This is a genomic window from Escherichia sp. MAL-1 (assembly GCF_052948035.1).
The window spans coordinates 1,809,865-1,828,103 of sequence record NZ_CM129609.1; the positions used below are offsets into that span (position 1 = coordinate 1,809,865).

The window sequence follows — 18,239 nt, forward strand, 5'->3', positions numbered from 1 at the left end:
ACGGCTGATTAGCGAACTAATTTTGCTCTTAGCTCGTCGGCTTCTTCTTTTGGATAGGTGACCAATAAAGGATCAATGGTATAACCGCCGTAAATTTTATCCCCGCGCGTATACATCCAGTCTGAAATATCTTCTTTCTTGATTTTCCACTCCTGGCCATATTCTACGTTTGTAACAATACCAGGGTCATTGCTGATTACGCCAATAAACATGCCGTTAGAATAAGTGACATCCGTAAGCCAGAAATGCTCGGTTCTTCCGTGATCGGTTATCGGGGCTTTGACTGCGAAAGTATCGGCATCTTTTTTATTCATAACCTCGATGAATTTATCGGTTTCTTTCCGCGCATGTTTAATCGCGTCAGACATCGCTTGTTTATCATAACCTCCCGTCACTAACGTATCCGAAACTTCACTAAAGCCCGCGGTAGTAAAAAATAGCAGACTCAACATAAGTAATATCTTTTTCATTTTTTCTCCAGAATCCCTTTGTAGTCAAAGTTAGCAAAAACCTGTGGAAGTTAATCATTATCAGGCCGAAATTGAATTGTATCCTGATAAAATTGCATTATCATTTTTATTCTTGAGTGGGTTTTCCCCATATGGAAATAATTTTAATGGTTAGTTGTTATTATTCATTGAAATATAATATAACTACCCGCGAAATATTATGAAAACAAATATAAAAGTATTTACATCGACAGGTGAATTGACCACTCTTGGCCGTGAACTGGGCAAAGGTGGTGAAGGCGCGGTTTATGATATCGAGGAGTTTGTCGATAGCGTCGCCAAGATTTATCACACGCCGCCACCCGCCTTAAAACAGGACAAACTTGCCTTTATGGCTGCGACAGCTGACGCGCAGTTGTTGAATTATGTCGCCTGGCCGCAGGCAACGCTTCACGGTGGACGAGGCGGAAAAGTTATCGGTTTTATGATGCCAAAAGTTTCTGGTAAAGAACCGATTCATATGATCTATAGCCCGGCACATCGTCGCCAGAGTTACCCTCATTGTGCGTGGGATTTTCTACTCTATGTTGCGCGCAATATTGCTTCATCTTTTGCTACGGTTCACGAGCACGGGCACGTCGTGGGTGACGTAAACCAGAACAGTTTTATGGTAGGTCGCGACAGCAAAGTGGTACTGATTGATAGCGACTCCTTTCAAATTAACGCCAATGGCACACTGCATTTATGCGAAGTCGGCGTGTCGCATTTTACGCCGCCAGAGCTACAAACCTTGCCATCATTTGTCGGTTTTGAACGCACAGAAAATCACGATAATTTTGGCCTTGCGTTGCTAATTTTTCACGTCTTGTTTGGTGGGCGGCATCCTTATTCTGGTGTGCCGCTTATCTCTGATGCGGGTAATGCGCTGGAGACGGATATTACCCATTTCCGTTATGCCTACGCGTCAGATAATCAGCGACGTGGTTTAAAACCGCCGCCACGATCTATTCCGCTATCGATGTTACCGAGTGATGTTGAAGCCATGTTTCAGCAGGCATTCACGGAAAGTGGCGTGGCAACCGGGCGTCCGACGGCTAAAGCGTGGGTAGCGGCACTGGACTCTCTACGCCAACAGTTAAAGAAATGTATCGTTTCAGCAATGCATGTTTACCCCGCTCATTTGACTGACTGCCCGTGGTGTGCGCTGGATAATCAAGGTGTTATCTATTTTATTGATCTCGGCGAAGAGGTCATTACCACCGGCGGGAATTTTGTGCTGGCGAAAGTCTGGGCGATGGTGATGGCGTCAGTAGCACCGCCAGCATTGCAACTGCCATTACCCGATCATTTCCAACCGACTGGCAGGCCGCTTCCTTTAGGCCTGTTACGGCGCGAATACATCATTCTGCTTGAGATCGCACTGTCAGCATTATCGCTGCTGCTTTGCGGCCTTCAGGCAGAACCGCGTTATATTATTTTGGTTCCTGTGCTGGCGGCTATCTGGATTATTGGCAGTCTGACAAGCAAAGCGTACAAAGCAGAAGTTCAGCAACGCCGTGAGGCATTTAATCGTGCGAAAATGGACTATGACCATTTAGTCCGCCAGATCCAGCAGGTAGGCGGCCTGGAAGGTTTTATCGCCAAACGGACGATGCTCGAAAAAATGAAGGACGAAATTCTCGGGTTACCGGAAGAAGAGAAACGCGCTCTGGCAGCACTTCATGACACTGCAAGGGAACGGCAGAAGCAGAAGTTTCTGGAGGGATTTTTTATTGATGTTGCCTCTATTCCCGGCGTTGGCCCTGCGCGTAAAGCGGCGTTACGGTCTTTTGGTATTGAAACAGCCGCAGATGTTACCCGTCGTGGCGTTAAGCAAGTGAAAGGGTTTGGCGACCATCTGACCCAGGCGGTTATCGACTGGAAAGCGAGCTGTGAACGCCGTTTTGTGTTCAGGCCGAATGAAGCGATAACGCCAGCAGACAGACAAGCGGTAATGGCGAAAATGACCGCCAAACGACATCGGCTGGAATCGGCGTTGACAGTCGGCGCGACAGAGTTGCAGCGATTCCGCCTTCATGCTCCAGCACGGACCATGCCGTTGATGGAACCGTTACGTCAGGCAGCAGAAAAACTGGCTCAGGCGCAGGCAGATTTAAGCCGCTGCTGAGCCATTTTTCAATTAACGAAACACCACTTCCGCCCAGCGTGCCAGCCCGGCGGTGACGGAGCCAAAGTCATCGCCGCCTGCAATCGGAATGCCCGGCAACTGTTCTGCCAGCGCTTTTTTAATCAGCGGAGAACGGGCGCTACCGCCGGTCAGGTAGATAACGTCCGGTTTTTCCTGGGCGTTATCCAGGGCCAGTTGCACCTGTTCCAGAATCCGCGTCAGTGGCTGGCTGAGGGCGCTTTCCAGCCCTCGCTGGCTAATCAGCGTAGCCAGTTCATTGCTGATAAACGGCAGTGAGGCGCGGGTTTCCGCTACGCTTGAAAGAGCAATTTTGCACTCTTCTGCGCTACGCACCAGGCGATAGCTTAAACGCTGACGCCAGACTTTCTGTAACAGGGCCACTTTTTCCGGTTCGCGGGCATCGCGTACCAGATCGTTAAGCAGACGACCGTTGGCACTACTGTAGAAATCACTCTGCGCAGGTACGTCGTTGATGGCAACCGCATTCCACCACGGCAGGATCGGCAGGGCGATGCCTTTTTCGGTTTCGCCACCCATACCCAGCAGTGGCATCAGGTTTTTAAACGCCAGGGCGATATCCAGATCGTTACCGCCAATACGACAACCACTGTGACCCAGCAGGCTGGCTTCACGATCGAGACGCGAACGCCACTGCGGCCCCATCAGCAGCAATGAACAGTCAGTCGTACCACCGCCGATATCCACCACCAGCACCCGTTTTTCTTCCTGCAAGGTGGCTTCGTAATCCAGCCCAGCCGCGACCGGCTCGTACTGGAATACCACGTCCCTGAATCCGGCACGCTTCGCCGCGCGTTCCAGAATCCCTTGCGCCTGGGCGTTTGCTTCATCGCCGCCCAGCCCCTGGAAGTTGATCGGGCGACCAATCACCGCCTGAGTAATCGCTTCTGGCAGCTGCGCCTGCGCCTGCTGGCGAATGTGCAACATCATTGCGCAGACCAGATCCTCAAACAGCGCTACCTGCTGCGGTTTTAAGCCGCTGGCACCGAGGAACGATTTTGGTGATTTCACAAACCACACTTCTTGTGGATCATCAATGTACTGTGCCAGTGAGGAAAGACCGAACTGCACGCTTTTCGCCGTAACATCGATATCTTCTTCGCGGTTATAACGAATCGCCCGACGTAACAGCGCCTGCGTTTCATCGTCGTCTGCCGGAACATCATGATGGCGGTACAGCCATTCACTTACTGCTTCACGCGTTGGCGCGCAAAGCATTGAAGGCAGCAGCGTGCTGTCGTTTTCCATTTTCAGTAATTGCGGTTTACCGTCACGCATGACCGCCACTGAACAGTTTGCTGTACCGTAATCAAAACCAATAAACACGAATTAATCCCCATGCCGGTGAAGAAGGGGCGTGACTTTAGCGAAATGTTGCCGTCGCGACAACCGGAATATGAAAGCAAAGCGTAGCGTCTGAATAACGTTTATGCTGAAAGCGGATGAATAAGGAGATGCGATGTATACCCTGAACTGGCAGCCGCCGTATGACTGGTCGTGGATGTTGGGATTTCTCGCCGCCCGTGCAGTGAGTGGTGTGGAAACGGTCGCTGACGATTATTATGCCCGTAGTCTGGCGGTGGGCGAATATCGCGGCGTGGTGACTGCTATTCCGGATATGGCCCGTCATACTCTGCACATAAATTTAAGTGCAGGTTTAGAACCTGTTGCCGCTGAGTGTCTGGCGAAAATGAGCCGCCTGCTTGATCTGCAATGTAACCCGCAGATTGTTAACGGTGCGTTGGGCAAGTTAGGCGCGGCGCGGCCCGGATTGCGTTTACCCGGCTGTGTTGATGCTTTTGAGCAGGGTGTGCGGGCGATTTTAGGCCAACTGGTGAGCGTGGCGATGGCGGCAAAATTGACTGCCAAAGTGGTACAGCTTTATGGCGAACGGCTGGATGATTTTCCGGAGTATATCTGCTTCCCGACGCCTCAGCGGCTGGCAGCAGCCGACCCGCAGGCATTAAAAGCGTTAGGTATGCCGTTGAAACGGGCAGAGGCGCTGATTCATCTGGCAAATGCGGCGCTGGAGGGCACCTTACCAATGACAATACCGGGCGATGTGGAGCAGGCGATGAAAACGCTGCAAACTTTTCCGGGTATCGGGCGCTGGACGGCGAATTATTTTGCTTTGCGTGGCTGGCAGGCGAAAGATGTTTTCCTGCCGGATGATTATCTGATTAAACAGCGATTTCCGGGAATGACACCGGCGCAAATCCGCCGTTATGCCGAGCGCTGGAAGCCCTGGCGTTCTTATGCGCTGTTGCATATCTGGTATACGGAAGGCTGGCAACCAGACGAAGCATGACGTTGGTCGCCGGATGCGGTGCGAGCGCCTTATCCGGCCTGGGGAATGAGCGATTTGTAGGCATGATAAGACGCGTTAGCGTCGCATCAGGCGATGGGGAAGCACGCCTCAGTTAATCGCGAAATAACTACTATTCACCAGCAAATCCAGCGGTTGGGCATCGGCAATCACCTCACCATAAATCAGATCGACGCCGATGCCAGAAAGCGTATCCATCACTAAGGGTAAAACGACTGGCCCGGCGATGGTTTTCATCCCGAGTCGCTGAGCGTGCCCCTGAATAATCGTAATCAGCATCTCATCCATCAAATTACCCTGCACGTTGGCGCATAACTCACCATCAAGTAGCAGGTAATCTGCCATATTCGCTTTCAGCGAGTTGAAGATTTGCAGATCGCGGCCCACCTGGCTGAGCACTATCCGACATCCCGCCAGCCGCAGTTTTTGCACGCTTTCTGCGTGATCTAAAATCGCTTCAGCCGGAATAATCAGATGTAATAACCGTGGTGGTAGAGGGCTATTTTCCAGCTGCTCAAGCAGATCATTCACCAGCGTGGCGCTACTCAAACCGGCAACGGAAAGGGGGAGGGCGATGCTTATGCCTTTACTGGCAACCGCTTTTGCGGCCTGCTGGAAAAATTCGTGGAATACCCGGCGGTCAAGAGCATGGCTAAGCGCCGGATCGCTGAAGCTACGACGAAATGTTTGTTCATCAATAATCTCGCCTTCGCAACTCCAGAGCTTAAGTGAAATCAGCCACAAATTACGCGCTTCCGGGATCCGTGGCGAAGCGACACCGTGGGCGAGCATCATCAACTGATTCTCTTTAATCATCCGCCACTGTTCATCAAGCGACATCGCCGCCCGTTCGCTATGTGCGGCAGCTTGCTGCGGTTCGTAAACCGTCACCCGGCCCCGGCCACCATTTTTGGAGGCATAACAGGCGATATCAGCCTGCGACATCACTTCTGCCGCCTGATGATTGTTGTCATCGATCAAGGTAATCCCGGCGCTGGCACCTACCCGATGTACCCGGCCTTCCCATATAAAGTGATAGTCATTCACAGCACTGATAATACGTGTAGCGATAAAACGAGCGCTTTCAACATTGCAGTCTGGCAGCAGCAGACCAAATTCATCACCGCCGAGCCGCGCCAGCACGTCACTGGAGCGCAGCATACTCAGCATCAACGACGCCAGTTCGCGCAGCAAAGCGTCGCCCGCCGCATGCCCGGCGCTGTCATTCACCGCTTTAAAGCGATCAAGATCGATAAACACCAGGGCATGTCGCTGATGTGTACTGTTTACCGTTTGCAGCAGGATACGCAGTTGTTTCTCAAAACTGGCGCGGTTGGCGAGATGCGTCAGTGCATCATGGGAGGCGCTGTAGCTCAGCTGGCGCAGCATTTTGCGTGATTCGGTAACGTCCTGAATCACCAGAACCGAACCAATATTGCTGCCGTCCAGAGTACTTAACGGCGTAATACTGTAATGCACGTCGTAACTGCCGCCGCTCCGACAGTGCAACACCACATCTTGCTCGATCGCGGAATGTGAGGTGTCGGCACTGTAAATGTTCTCCATTAATGGTCCGTTGTCGCCAAAAGTAATATGCAACACCGTCAGGAGCGGAACACCTAACGCTTCTTCCTGCGTCCAGCCGCTCATCTTCTCCGCCACTGGATTCATAAAGGTAATTTTCATCGCCATATCAATACAGACCACGGCTTCACCGATGGAATCAAGCGTAATGTGCAGGCGCTCTTTTTCCTGAAACAATGCCTCGTTAAGCTGTTTCACTTCGGTCATATCCATATTGATGCCGAGGAGACGTTCGACTTCGCCTTCTTTATTCAGTACCCGGTTGGCGAGGGCGCGGATATGGCGAATACCGTCTTTTACGGTAATGCGAAATTCCAGTTTAAAGGGCGAGCGTGATTGCAACGAATCACGAATCACTTTTTCGGCATGCTGGCGATCTTCCGGCAGCACGCACTCGTACCACACCTGCCAGTTCGGTTTGATATGTGGAGGAATTTCATACAGCTCGAACATCCGCTTATCCCAGCTAAAAATATTCGGCTTCAACTCCCACTCCCAGATGCCAATCCCGCCCGCTTCGTTAGCCAGAGTGATGCGCTCCATCAGTTGCTGATTGACCTGTTCGGTGCGTTTTAGCTCGTTAATGTCTTCAATCTGAGCGATAAAATAGAGCGGCGTGCCATCCGTGTGGCGCACCAGTGAGACGGCAAGCAACGCCCAGACAACATCGCCATTGCGGTTGTAGTAGCGTTTTTCCATTGAATAGGTGTTTATTTCACCGCTTATCAGCTTTTCAACCTGTTGGAGATCTTTATTGAGATCCTCCGGCCAGGTCAGTTGCTGAAAGGTGAGTCCGCGCAGCTCTTCCTGACTGTACCCGAGAAACTGGCAGAGCGCTTTGTTGGTTTGCAGCCATTGTCCCTCGGTGCCCACTAACGCCATACCGATAGCGGAATATTCCATCGCGTTCCGAAAGTGGGTTTCGCTTTCGGAAATGTGTTTGCGTTCCGCACGAAAGGCATACATCACCATGGTCATGATGTTGGCGGGCAGCAGGATCAGCAAAAACGGTAGCCACGGCATATGGCTCATCAGGTACGTACGCGGCGTAGCAAGCAGGGAGGGATCCGCGGCCATCATCAGCGACACCATCATCACCGTGGTAAGGAAGATCAAAAAGGCTTCCATTCGTGGCAGACGCACGGCGCTCCACATCAACAGCACAATAATGAAAGTAAAAGGCCACGGCAGATACAGCATCGAAAGCCAGCTTAACGTCAGTGTGATGGCTAACGTGAGCAGCGACTCAAAAAGCAACCGTGGGTTGCGATGGCGCAGCAGATAGTGTGGTTTAAATAACAATCCCAGCGGCACCAGTGCCAGAGCGCCGATGGATTCTGACAGTACCCATATCAAAAATGCCCTGAGAGGATCGTCTCCGGGCGTCAGCAGGACAACCAGAACACCCCCCAACAGAGGCGGAACAATGGCGCTGCCGAGTGCCAGACGCAGCCAGTCAGCCAGATTTTGCAAGGGGTTATACCACGGCAGCAATTTACGTAGCAGCACTGCCCCGACCACGGCTTCAACAATATTGATGGTCGTCCAGGTCATGTTCAGCGAGCTGGTGGAAAAAAGCAGGATGGATGCGGCGATATTTCCCAGCGAACAGCTCAGCGCAATTCCCGGCCACATGCGCCCGGCATGGCGATAAAACGCCACCATCATGATGGACGTCGGGAACCACAGTGGGGCGAGTTGGGTGCCAAACTGCGAAAGCTCAAGCGAGAAAAGGGTAAAGATAAACGAGACTAAACCTAAACTGACCAGGTGAAGCAGCGGGTGGGGCAGGGCAATTAATACATGCTGTGATTGTTTGCTCATTACCGCTTTATCCGCAAGACCTGGTCGCCAGTATTCGTTTCTGTGTTTATGCTAGTACAAAAGTTTTACATTTTATATGCGAATTGCTCATAAAGTGACGTAAAGGCGGATAATTTGCGCAACTGCGTATAACATTTTTTACCTTACATAAAACTGATCAACGTAATTTGCCCCCGGGAATTCTTTGTCAACAATTAACTCTGAGCGCGCGGCAACGCTATTCGACTGGTATCAGACGGATGAAATCCCTATAATTGCCGCGTTTGGCGCTTCGTCGCCCCCTTCCTAACATCCAGGTTAATCAGGTCGCTAAATATATGACTGATCAGTCTCATCAGTGCGTCATTATCGGTATCGCTGGCGCATCGGCTTCCGGCAAGAGTCTTATTGCCAGTACCCTTTATCGTGAATTGCGTGAGCAAGTCGGTGATGAACACATCGGCGTAATTCCCGAAGACTGCTATTACAAAGATCAAAGCCATCTGTCGATGGAAGAACGCGTTAAGACCAACTACGACCATCCCAGCGCGATGGATCACAGTCTGCTGCTTGAGCATTTACAAGCGTTGAAACGCGGCTCGGCAATTGACCTGCCGGTTTACAGCTATGTTGAACATACGCGTATGAAAGAAACGGTGACGGTTGAGCCGAAGAAGGTCATCATTCTCGAAGGCATTTTGTTGCTGACGGATGCGCGTTTGCGTGACGAACTTAACTTCTCCATTTTCGTTGATACCCCGCTGGATATCTGCCTGATGCGCCGCATCAAGCGTGACGTTAACGAGCGTGGGCGTTCAATGGATTCAGTGATGGCGCAATATCAAAAAACCGTGCGCCCGATGTTCCTGCAATTCATTGAGCCTTCTAAACAATATGCGGACATTATCGTGCCGCGCGGCGGGAAAAACCGCATCGCGATCGATATATTGAAAGCGAAAATAAGTCAGTTCTTTGAATAAGCTTGATAAATTGTGTACCGTTCAGTGATAACCTGGTATGCCCTTGACGTAATTGGCGTTAAGGGAGTGATGCGCGAAAGGAGAAAATGCCATGCGTCTGTGTGACCGAGATATTGAAGCCTGGCTTGATGAAGGCCGTTTGTCGATCAACCCACGTCCGCCAGTGGAGCGTATTAACGGCGCGACGGTGGATGTACGCCTGGGCAATAAATTTCGTACCTTCCGTGGTCACACGGCAGCGTTTATCGATCTGAGCGGTCCCAAAGATGAAGTGAGCGCCGCGCTTGACCGCGTGATGAGCGATGAGATCGTTCTCGACGAGGGCGAGGCGTTCTATCTTCACCCAGGAGAGCTGGCGCTGGCGGTGACGCTGGAGTCGGTGACGCTGCCAGCCGATCTGGTGGGCTGGCTGGACGGGCGTTCCTCACTGGCGCGTCTGGGGCTGATGGTGCACGTCACCGCGCACCGCATCGATCCGGGCTGGTCTGGTTGCATTGTGCTGGAGTTCTACAACTCCGGTAAGCTGCCGCTGGCGCTGCGTCCGGGCATGTTAATTGGTGCGCTGAGCTTTGAGCCGCTTTCCGGCCCGGCGGCGCGACCTTACAACCGCCGTGAAGATGCGAAATATCGCAACCAGCAGGGCGCGGTAGCCAGCCGAATCGATAAAGACTAATTCAGGCCCATTGAGGATACCATGAGACGATTTCTGACGACGCTGATGATACTCCTGGTCGTGCTGGTGGCCGGGTTATCTGCGTTAGTGTTGCTGGTGAATCCGAATGATTTCCGCGACTATATGGTCAAGCAAGTTGCTGCACGTAGCGGTTATCAATTGCAGCTCGACGGGCCACTGCGTTGGCACGTCTGGCCGCAGCTTAGTATCCTCTCCGGGCGAATGTCTCTCACCGCCCAGGGCGCAAGCCAGCCACTGGTTCGCGCCGACAACATGCGTCTGGACGTGGCGCTTTTACCACTACTGAGTCATCAACTGAGCGTTAAGCAGGTGATGCTAAAAGGGGCAGTGATCCAACTGACGCCGCAGACGGAAGCGGTGCGCAGTGAAGACGCTCCGGTTGCACCGCGCGACAATACCTTGCCGGATCTGTCAGACGATCGCGGATGGTCGTTTGATATATCCAGTCTTAAGGTGGCGGACAGCGTGCTGGTGTTCCAGCATGAAGATGACGAGCAGGTGACAATCCGCAATATTCGCCTGCAAATGGAACAAGATCCCCAACATCGTGGTTCATTTGAGTTCTCCGGGCGGGTTAATCGCGATCAGCGCGATCTCACGATATCCCTTAACGGTACGGTAGATGCTTCTGATTATCCGCATGATTTAACGGCGGCTATTGAACAAATTAACTGGCAGTTGCAGGGTGCCGATTTACCAAAACAAGGTATTCAGGGGCAGGGGAGTTTCCAGGCCCAGTGGCAGGAGTCACATAAACGCCTTTCATTTAACCAAATTAGTTTGACCGCCAATGATAGTACGCTAAGCGGGCAAGCACAGGTTACGCTGACAGAGAAACCGGAATGGCAGCTGAGGCTGCAATTCCCGCAACTGAATCTTGACAACCTCATCCCGCTTAATGAAACCGCGAATGGTGAAAACGGTGCCGCGCAGCAGGGGCAGAGCCAATCAACGTTGCCGCGCCCGGTCATTTCTTCGCGTATTGATGAACCGGCCTATCAGGGACTGCAAGGCTTTACGGCTGATATTTTGTTGCAGGCCAGTAACGTGCGCTGGCGCGGAATGAATTTTACAGATGTTGCCACGCAAATGACCAACAAGTCGGGTTTGCTGGAAATTACTCAACTGCAGGGCAAACTTAACGGTGGACAGGTTTCACTGCCGGGCACGCTGGACGCGACATCAATAAATCCGCGGATAAACTTCCAGCCACGGCTGGAAAACGTTGAGATTGGTACCATTCTGAAGGCGTTTAACTATCCGATTTCGTTGACCGGAAAAATGTCACTGGCTGGTGATTTCTCCGGTGCTGACATAGATGCCGACGCATTCCGCCACAACTGGCAAGGACAGGCACATGTCGAAATGACCGACACGCGCATGGAAGGGATGAACTTCCAGCAGATGATTCAGCAAGCGGTAGAGCGTAATGGCGGTGATGTGAAGGCCGCTGAAAACTTTGATAACGTGACGCGGCTTGACCGCTTTACCACCGATTTGACGTTGAAGGATGGCGTCGTGACGTTAAACGACATGCAAGGTCAATCGCCTGTGCTGGCGCTGACAGGGGAAGGCATGTTGAATCTGGCAGATCAAACCTGCGACACCCAGTTTGATATTCGGGTCGTGGGTGGCTGGAACGGGGAAAGCAAACTGATTGATTTCCTGAAAGAAACGCCAGTACCGCTGCGGGTTTATGGCAACTGGCAGCAACTCAATTACAGCCTGCAAGTGGATCAGTTACTGCGCAAACATCTACAGGACGAAGCGAAACGTCGCCTGAATGACTGGGCCGAGCGGAATAAAGATTCCCGTAATGGCAAAGATGTGAAGAAGTTGCTGGAGAAGATGTAGGTTACCAGGTGACCAGTCCTGTAGGCCTGATAAGACGCGTAAAGCGTCGCATCAGGCGTTCGTGGCGGCATCATTATATTCTGAATATGTAAGATCGAAGGCTGTTCCGTTCACTTGATGTTCCTCGCTACTATGGAACGCTCAAGCCGGTGAACGTGCCAGGGTGGCTCAATCTCCACCACCCTGGCAACCCGGGCTCCCGGCGGTAAATCGCCGATGGCGCGGTTCCCTCATCTTATTCCTTTCGGCTATTGGGTAAAATGACCGATACCATCACACCTCGTACTCCATCTCGCCATCCTTACGCAGCGGTATAATCTGCACCTTCTGCACGCGATGGCTTTCTACCTGCAACGTTTTAAGCAAATAATCCCCCACCTGAACTTCTTCGCCAGGTTTTGGAATACGCTGCAAATACTCCATCAACAGCCCGGCAATGGTGTGATATTCACGTTTTTCATCCAGCGGCAGCGGCACATATTGCACCAGATCCTCCAGCGGCATATGACCATTCGCCGTCCAGGAACCGTCCGCATTCTTCTGAATATCATGGCGGGCGTCGATCTCTTCCACTTCGTTCGGTAAGTTACCGGCAATGGTTTCAGTGACGTCACTTAATGTCACAATCCCTTCCACCGAGCCAAACTCATCCACCACAAAAGCAAAGTGCGTGCGGGCATTACGGAACTGCTCCAGGGCAGGTAACAACGGCAAGGTTTCCGGGAACACCAGCGGCTGGCGAATCAACACCCGCAGGTTGAGCGGTTCGCCGCGCAGAGACTGTTGTAGCAGGTCGATAACGTGAACAACACCGAGCAAATCTTCTGCGTCATCACCGTCGGTAACCACCAGCCGCGTATGCTGATTTCGCTCCAGCAACTGGCGGATTTCTTCTTCCGGCGCGTTGAGATCGATATGCTCAATATCGTGGCGCGACGTCATAATGCTGCTGACGGTACGCTGGTTAAGATTAAGTACCCGCTCAATCATCCGCCGTTCCTGCGGATTAAAGATCTGCTGGTTACCATGATCCACCAGCATGGACGCGGTTTCGGCGTCCAGTTCCGCATCTTCTTTTTGCCCGCTAAGCAGGCGCATTACCGCTTCGGTAGTCCGCTGGCGCAGCGTCTGGTTAGCGGAAAGAAAACGTCGCCGGTTAAAGATAGCCAACTGATTGAGCGCCTCGATCATCACCGAGAAACCAATGGCAGCGTACAGGTAGCCTTTCGGAATGACGAAGCCGAAACCTTCTGCCACCAGGCTAAAGCCAATCATCAACAGGAAGCTTAAGCAGAGAATAACGATCGTCGGGTGACTGTTAACAAATTGCGTTAACGGCTTGCTGGCCATCAACATCAGGCTGATAGCGATAACCACGGCGGCCATCATGACCAGTAAATGGTCGACCATCCCGACGGCGGTAATCACTGAGTCGAGTGAGAAAATGGCGTCCAGTACCACAATTTGCGTCACCACGCCCCAGAACTTCGCACCTTTGCGTTGTGTGGGATTATTGCTGTCTTTCCCTTCCAGCCGTTCGTTCAGCTCCATCGTGGCTTTGAACAACAGGAAGAAACCACCAAACAGCATGATTAAGTCGCGGGCGCTAAAGGTAAACGAGCGGAAGCTGAACAGCGGTTGAGTCAGGGTGACCAGCCAGGAGATTGACGCCAGCAGTAACAGGCGCATTAACATTGCCAGCAGCAGCCCGGTAACCCGTGCGCGGTCACGCTGCTTCGGCGGTAGTTTTTCGGCGAGGATGGCAATAAAGACCAGGTTATCAATGCCGAGGACCAGTTCGATCACAATCAGCGTGATTAACCCGGCCCAGATAGACGGATCGGCAATCCATTCCATAGTAAGTACAAAACCTATTCGTTGTATGACAAATGTCACAATTCGATCATGGATAAATCGGGGCAAAAATGCAATGTTGCAGCACTATTTATCTCATATTATTTGAGGGTAATAACCTCACATTATCCCTGAATTAAAAGTGGTAATAATAAAACATTATTTAAGAAATATCGCATGTGGAGACACTATATTAAATATTGTCAACCTAAAGAAACTCCTAAAAACCATATTGAATGACACTTAATATAATTCTTAAAAATAGCCAATTACCGAATTGTTATCTTGCCTGCTATTCCGTTAGCTGTAACACTTCCTCCTGCATTATTGGAAAGCCAATATTCAATTACCATAATGTCACCTTATATTCGGAAGTTAATTTCCGTAATAACCCTTTCTCATCAACGACTGCATGCTGAGAGGGTGTGAAAAATTAAACTAAATCAGTGTATTGGTAGCTAAAAAGCCAGGGGCGGTAGCGTGTCTGGATGCCTGAAAGACCAGTCTGAATTATTCTGTCAATAGCCTGCGGATGAAATCAATTTTTTTAGGACTGATGCCAGTTAAATTTTTATTCAATTAACTGCAAGGTAAATGTGCATGGCGACATTGCTATTAATAGTGCACAGGATAATTACTCTGCCAAAGTGATAAATAAACAATGATGAAATCCAAAATGAAATTGATGCCATTATTGGTGTCAGTAACCTTGATAAGCGGTTGCACAGTACTTCCGGGCAGCAATATGTCGACGATGGGCAAAGACGTCATCAAACAGCAGGACGCTGATTTCGATCTCGACAAAATGGTGAATGTTTATCCGCTGACCCCGCGCCTGATTGACCAATTACGCCCACGCCCGAATGTAGCGCGCCCCAATATGACGCTGGAAAGTGAGATCGCGAATTACCAGTATCGCGTCGGGCCGGGGGACGTTCTTAATGTCACCGTCTGGGATCACCCGGAACTCACCACGCCAGCCGGTCAGTACCGCAGCTCCAGCGACACCGGCAACTGGGTACAGCCTGACGGCACTATGTTTTACCCGTATATCGGCAAGGTCCACGTAGTCGGGAAAACGCTCGCTGAAATCCGCAGTGATATTACCGGGCGCTTAGCGACGTACATCGCTGACCCGCAGGTGGACGTTAATATCGCCGCCTTCCGCTCACAAAAGGCCTATATCTCCGGTCAGGTGAATAAATCCGGTCAACAGGCGATCACCAACGTGCCACTGACTATTCTCGACGCCATCAACGCCGCAGGTGGCCTGACCGACACCGCTGACTGGCGCAACGTGGTGCTAACACACAATGGTCGTGAAGAGCGCATTTCTTTGCAGGCGCTGATGCAAAACGGCGACCTCAACCAGAATCGCCTGCTTTACCCCGGCGATATTCTCTACGTGCCACGTAATGATGATCTGAAAGTATTTGTGATGGGTGAAGTGAAGAAACAGAGCACCCTGAAAATGGACTTTAGCGGCATGACCCTGACTGAAGCCCTGGGCAATGCTGAAGGCATTGACATGACCACCTCCAACGCCAGCGGCATCTTTGTCATTCGTCCGCTGAAAGGCGAGGGCGGGCGTAACGGCAAGATTGCCAATATCTACCAGCTGGATATGTCCGATGCCACGTCGCTGGTGATGGCGACAGAATTCCGCCTGCAACCTTATGACGTGGTGTATGTCACCACCGCCCCGGTTTCCCGCTGGAACCGTCTGATCAATCAGTTGCTGCCAACTATTAGCGGTGTCCGTTACATGACGGATACAGCCAGCGACATTCATAACTGGTAATCGTCATGTTTAACAACATCTTAGTTGTCTGTGTCGGCAATATTTGCCGTTCCCCGACGGCGGAACGCTTACTGCAACGTTATCACCCGGAGCTGAAAGTGGAGTCCGCTGGACTCGGCGCGCTGGTCGGTAAGGGCGCTGATCCTACCGCTATCAGCGTCGCCGCAGAACATCAACTGTCTCTGGAAGGTCACTGTGCCCGTCAAATCAGCCGCCGTCTGTGTCGCAACTACGACCTGATTTTGACCATGGAAAAGCGCCATATCGAACGCTTATGCGAGATGGCACCGGAGATGCGCGGCAAAGTGATGCTGTTTGGTCACTGGGATAACGAATGTGAAATCCCCGATCCGTATCGCAAAAGCCGGGAAACGTTTGCAGCGGTGTACACATTACTTGAACGGTCTGCCCGCCAGTGGGCGCAGGCATTGAACGCAGAGCAGGTATAAGAATGACAGAAAAAGTAAAACAACATGCCGCTCCGGTAACGGGCAGTGATGAAATCGATATTGGTCGCCTGGTCGGCACCGTCATTGAAGCGCGCTGGTGGGTGATTGGCATCACCACCGTATTCGCCCTCTGTGCCGTGGTTTACACCTTCTTCGCCACGCCGATTTATAGTGCCGACGCACTGGTACAAATCGAGCAAAACAGCGGCAATTCGTTAGTGCAGGACATTGGTTCGGCATTAGCCAACAAACCGCCTGCATCGGACGCCGAGATCCAGTTGATTCGTTCGCGTCTGGTGCTTGGTAAAACGGTGGACGATCTCGACCTCGATATTGCAGTGAGCAAAAACACGTTCCCGATTTTCGGTGCGGGCTGGGATCGCCTGATGGGACGTCAGAACGAGACGGTGAAAGTGACCACCTTTAACCGCCCGAAAGAGATGGCGGATCAGGTGTTTACGCTTAATGTGCTGGACAACAAAAACTACACCCTGAGCAGCGACGGCGGCTTTAGCGCCCGGGGGCAAGCGGGCCAGATGCTGAAAAAAGAAGGCGTCACGCTGATGGTTGAAGCCATTCACGCCAGCCCGGGCAGTGAGTTTACCGTCACCAAATACTCCACGCTGGGGATGATCAACCAACTGCAAAACAGCCTGACGGTAACGGAGAACGGCAAAGACGCTGGCGTTTTGAGCCTGACTTATACCGGTGAAGAGCGTGAACAGATCCGCGACATTCTTAACAGCATCGCCCGTAACTATCAGGAACAAAATATTGAGCGCAAATCGGCGGAAGCGTCGAAAAGCCTCGCCTTCCTCGCGCAACAGTTACCGGAAGTACGTAGCCGCTTGGATGTTGCCGAAAACAAACTGAATGCCTTCCGTCAGGATAAAGATTCTGTTGATCTGCCGCTGGAAGCAAAAGCGGTGCTCGATTCGATGGTGAACATCGATGCGCAGTTGAACGAACTGACCTTTAAAGAGGCGGAAATCTCCAAGCTGTACACCAAAGTTCACCCGGCGTACCGCACGCTGCTGGAGAAACGTCAGGCGCTGGAAGACGAAAAAGCCAAACTTAACGGTCGCGTAACGGCGATGCCGAAAACCCAGCAGGAGATTGTCCGTCTGACCCGCGATGTCGAGTCTGGTCAGCAGGTCTATATGCAACTGCTGAATAAAGAGCAGGAGCTGAAAATCACCGAGGCCAGCACCGTCGGCGATGTGCGCATTGTTGACCCGGCAATCACTCAGCCTGGCGTGCTGAAACCGAAGAAAGGGCTGATTATCCTCGGCGCGATTATCCTTGGCCTGATGCTTTCTATCGTGGGTGTGCTGCTGCGCTCGTTGTTTAATCGCGGCATTGAAAGCCCGCAAGTACTGGAAGAACACGGTATTAGCGTCTATGCCAGCATCCCGCTGTCGGAATGGCAGAAAGCGCGTGATAGCGTCAAAACCATCAAAGGGATTAAACGCTATAAACAGAGCCAGCTACTGGCGGTGGGGAATCCAACCGATCTGGCGATTGAAGCCATCCGTAGTCTGCGTACCAGTTTGCACTTCGCGATGATGCAGGCACAGAACAATGTGTTGATGATGACCGGGGTTAGCCCGTCAATTGGTAAAACCTTTGTCTGCGCCAACCTGGCGGCAGTGATCAGCCAGACCAATAAACGCGTGTTGTTGATCGACTGCGATATGCGCAAAGGCTACACCCACGAGCTGTTGGGCACTAATAACGTTAATGGCCTGTCGGAAATTCTGATTGGTCAGGGCGATATTACTACCGCTGCTAAACCGACCTCTATTGCCAAATTTGACCTGATCCCGCGCGGTCAGGTGCCGCCAAATCCTTCTGAACTGTTGATGAGCGAACGCTTTGCCGAACTGGTGAACTGGGCGAGTAAAAACTATGACCTGGTGTTGATTGATACGCCGCCGATTCTGGCAGTGACCGATGCGGCAATTGTTGGTCGTCATGTCGGAACCACGTTAATGGTGGCGCGTTATGCGGTCAACACATTGAAAGAAGTGGAAACCAGTCTGAGCCGCTTTGAGCAAAACGGTATTCCGGTGAAAGGGGTGATTCTGAACTCCATCTTCCGCCGCGCCAGCGCGTATCAGGATTATGGCTATTACGAATACGAATATAAGTCGGATGCGAAATAACGACGCCTGCATTCGCACCGCCCCGTAGGCCGGATAAGGCGTTCACGCCGCATCCGGCAAGCAAACCAGCTCAT

At 51.7% G+C, this 18,239-nt stretch carries 12 protein-coding genes; 8 read left to right on the forward strand and 4 right to left on the reverse strand.

All coding sequences use genetic code 11. The features are described from left to right. Positions 1–8: 8 nt before the first annotated feature. Positions 9–470: a YegJ family protein gene (locus ACU8XX_RS08705; RefSeq protein ID WP_000722348.1), complete on the reverse strand. Its 462-nt coding sequence runs from the start codon at positions 468–470 to the stop codon at positions 9–11. Positions 471–669: 199 nt separating this feature from the next. On the opposite strand from ACU8XX_RS08705, the gene yegI reads away from it, so the two are divergent. Next, on the forward strand, positions 670–2,616 hold the full coding sequence (gene yegI, locus ACU8XX_RS08710; RefSeq protein ID WP_000856081.1) for a protein kinase YegI: 1,947 nt from the start codon (positions 670–672) through the stop codon (positions 2,614–2,616). Positions 2,617–2,628: 12 nt separating this feature from the next. On the opposite strand, the gene yegD is transcribed toward yegI, so the two are convergent. After that, a complete protein-coding gene (yegD, locus tag ACU8XX_RS08715) occupies positions 2,629–3,981 on the reverse strand; it encodes a molecular chaperone (RefSeq protein ID WP_063614765.1) in 1,353 nt (450 codons plus the stop codon). Between the two features lie 133 nt (positions 3,982–4,114). On the opposite strand from yegD, the gene alkA reads away from it, so the two are divergent. Next, the gene (gene alkA / locus ACU8XX_RS08720; RefSeq protein ID WP_016239575.1) at positions 4,115–4,963 is read left to right on the forward strand and encodes a DNA-3-methyladenine glycosylase 2; all 849 of its coding nucleotides are present in this window, start codon (positions 4,115–4,117) and stop codon (positions 4,961–4,963) included. Between the two features lie 108 nt (positions 4,964–5,071). Here the strand turns inward: alkA and ACU8XX_RS08725 are convergent, their stop codons facing one another. Continuing rightward, entirely contained in the window at positions 5,072–8,389 is a 3,318-nt protein-coding gene (locus tag ACU8XX_RS08725) for a diguanylate cyclase (protein ID WP_032170041.1), read from the reverse strand. Between the two features lie 317 nt (positions 8,390–8,706). On the opposite strand from ACU8XX_RS08725, the gene udk reads away from it, so the two are divergent. The 3 genes from udk (at position 8,707) to asmA (ending at position 11,896) form a co-directional block, all read left to right on the forward strand. After that, positions 8,707–9,348, forward strand: a complete 642-nt coding sequence (gene udk / locus ACU8XX_RS08730) for a uridine kinase (protein WP_001295424.1) — start codon at positions 8,707–8,709, stop codon at positions 9,346–9,348. Positions 9,349–9,439: 91 nt separating this feature from the next. Further along, on the forward strand, positions 9,440–10,021 hold the full coding sequence (gene dcd / locus ACU8XX_RS08735) for a dCTP deaminase (RefSeq protein ID WP_001234767.1): 582 nt from the start codon (positions 9,440–9,442) through the stop codon (positions 10,019–10,021). A gap of 21 nt (positions 10,022–10,042) precedes the next feature. Beyond that, positions 10,043–11,896 carry an outer membrane assembly protein AsmA gene (gene asmA, locus ACU8XX_RS08740; RefSeq protein WP_001252331.1) on the forward strand — a complete coding sequence of 618 codons (1,854 nt, stop codon included), beginning with the start codon at positions 10,043–10,045 and terminating at the stop codon, positions 11,894–11,896. 273 nt (positions 11,897–12,169) lie between these two features. On the opposite strand, the gene ACU8XX_RS08745 is transcribed toward asmA, so the two are convergent. After that, a complete protein-coding gene (locus tag ACU8XX_RS08745; RefSeq protein ID WP_000454701.1) occupies positions 12,170–13,753 on the reverse strand; it encodes a TerC family protein in 1,584 nt (527 codons plus the stop codon). Between the two features lie 658 nt (positions 13,754–14,411). Here ACU8XX_RS08745 and wza point away from each other — a divergent pair. The 3 genes from wza to wzc are packed head-to-tail and all read left to right on the forward strand — an operon-like array spanning position 14,412 to position 18,165. Further along, complete coding sequence (gene wza, locus ACU8XX_RS08750) at positions 14,412–15,551, forward strand: polysaccharide export protein Wza (protein ID WP_000978094.1); 1,140 nt, start codon at positions 14,412–14,414, stop codon at positions 15,549–15,551. Between the two features lie 5 nt (positions 15,552–15,556). Continuing rightward, complete coding sequence (wzb, locus tag ACU8XX_RS08755) at positions 15,557–16,000, forward strand: low molecular weight protein-tyrosine-phosphatase Wzb (protein ID WP_000482901.1); 444 nt, start codon at positions 15,557–15,559, stop codon at positions 15,998–16,000. Between the two features lie 2 nt (positions 16,001–16,002). After that, positions 16,003–18,165: a tyrosine-protein kinase Wzc gene (gene wzc, locus ACU8XX_RS08760; protein WP_094323976.1), complete on the forward strand. Its 2,163-nt coding sequence runs from the start codon at positions 16,003–16,005 to the stop codon at positions 18,163–18,165. Positions 18,166–18,239 lie beyond the last annotated feature (74 nt).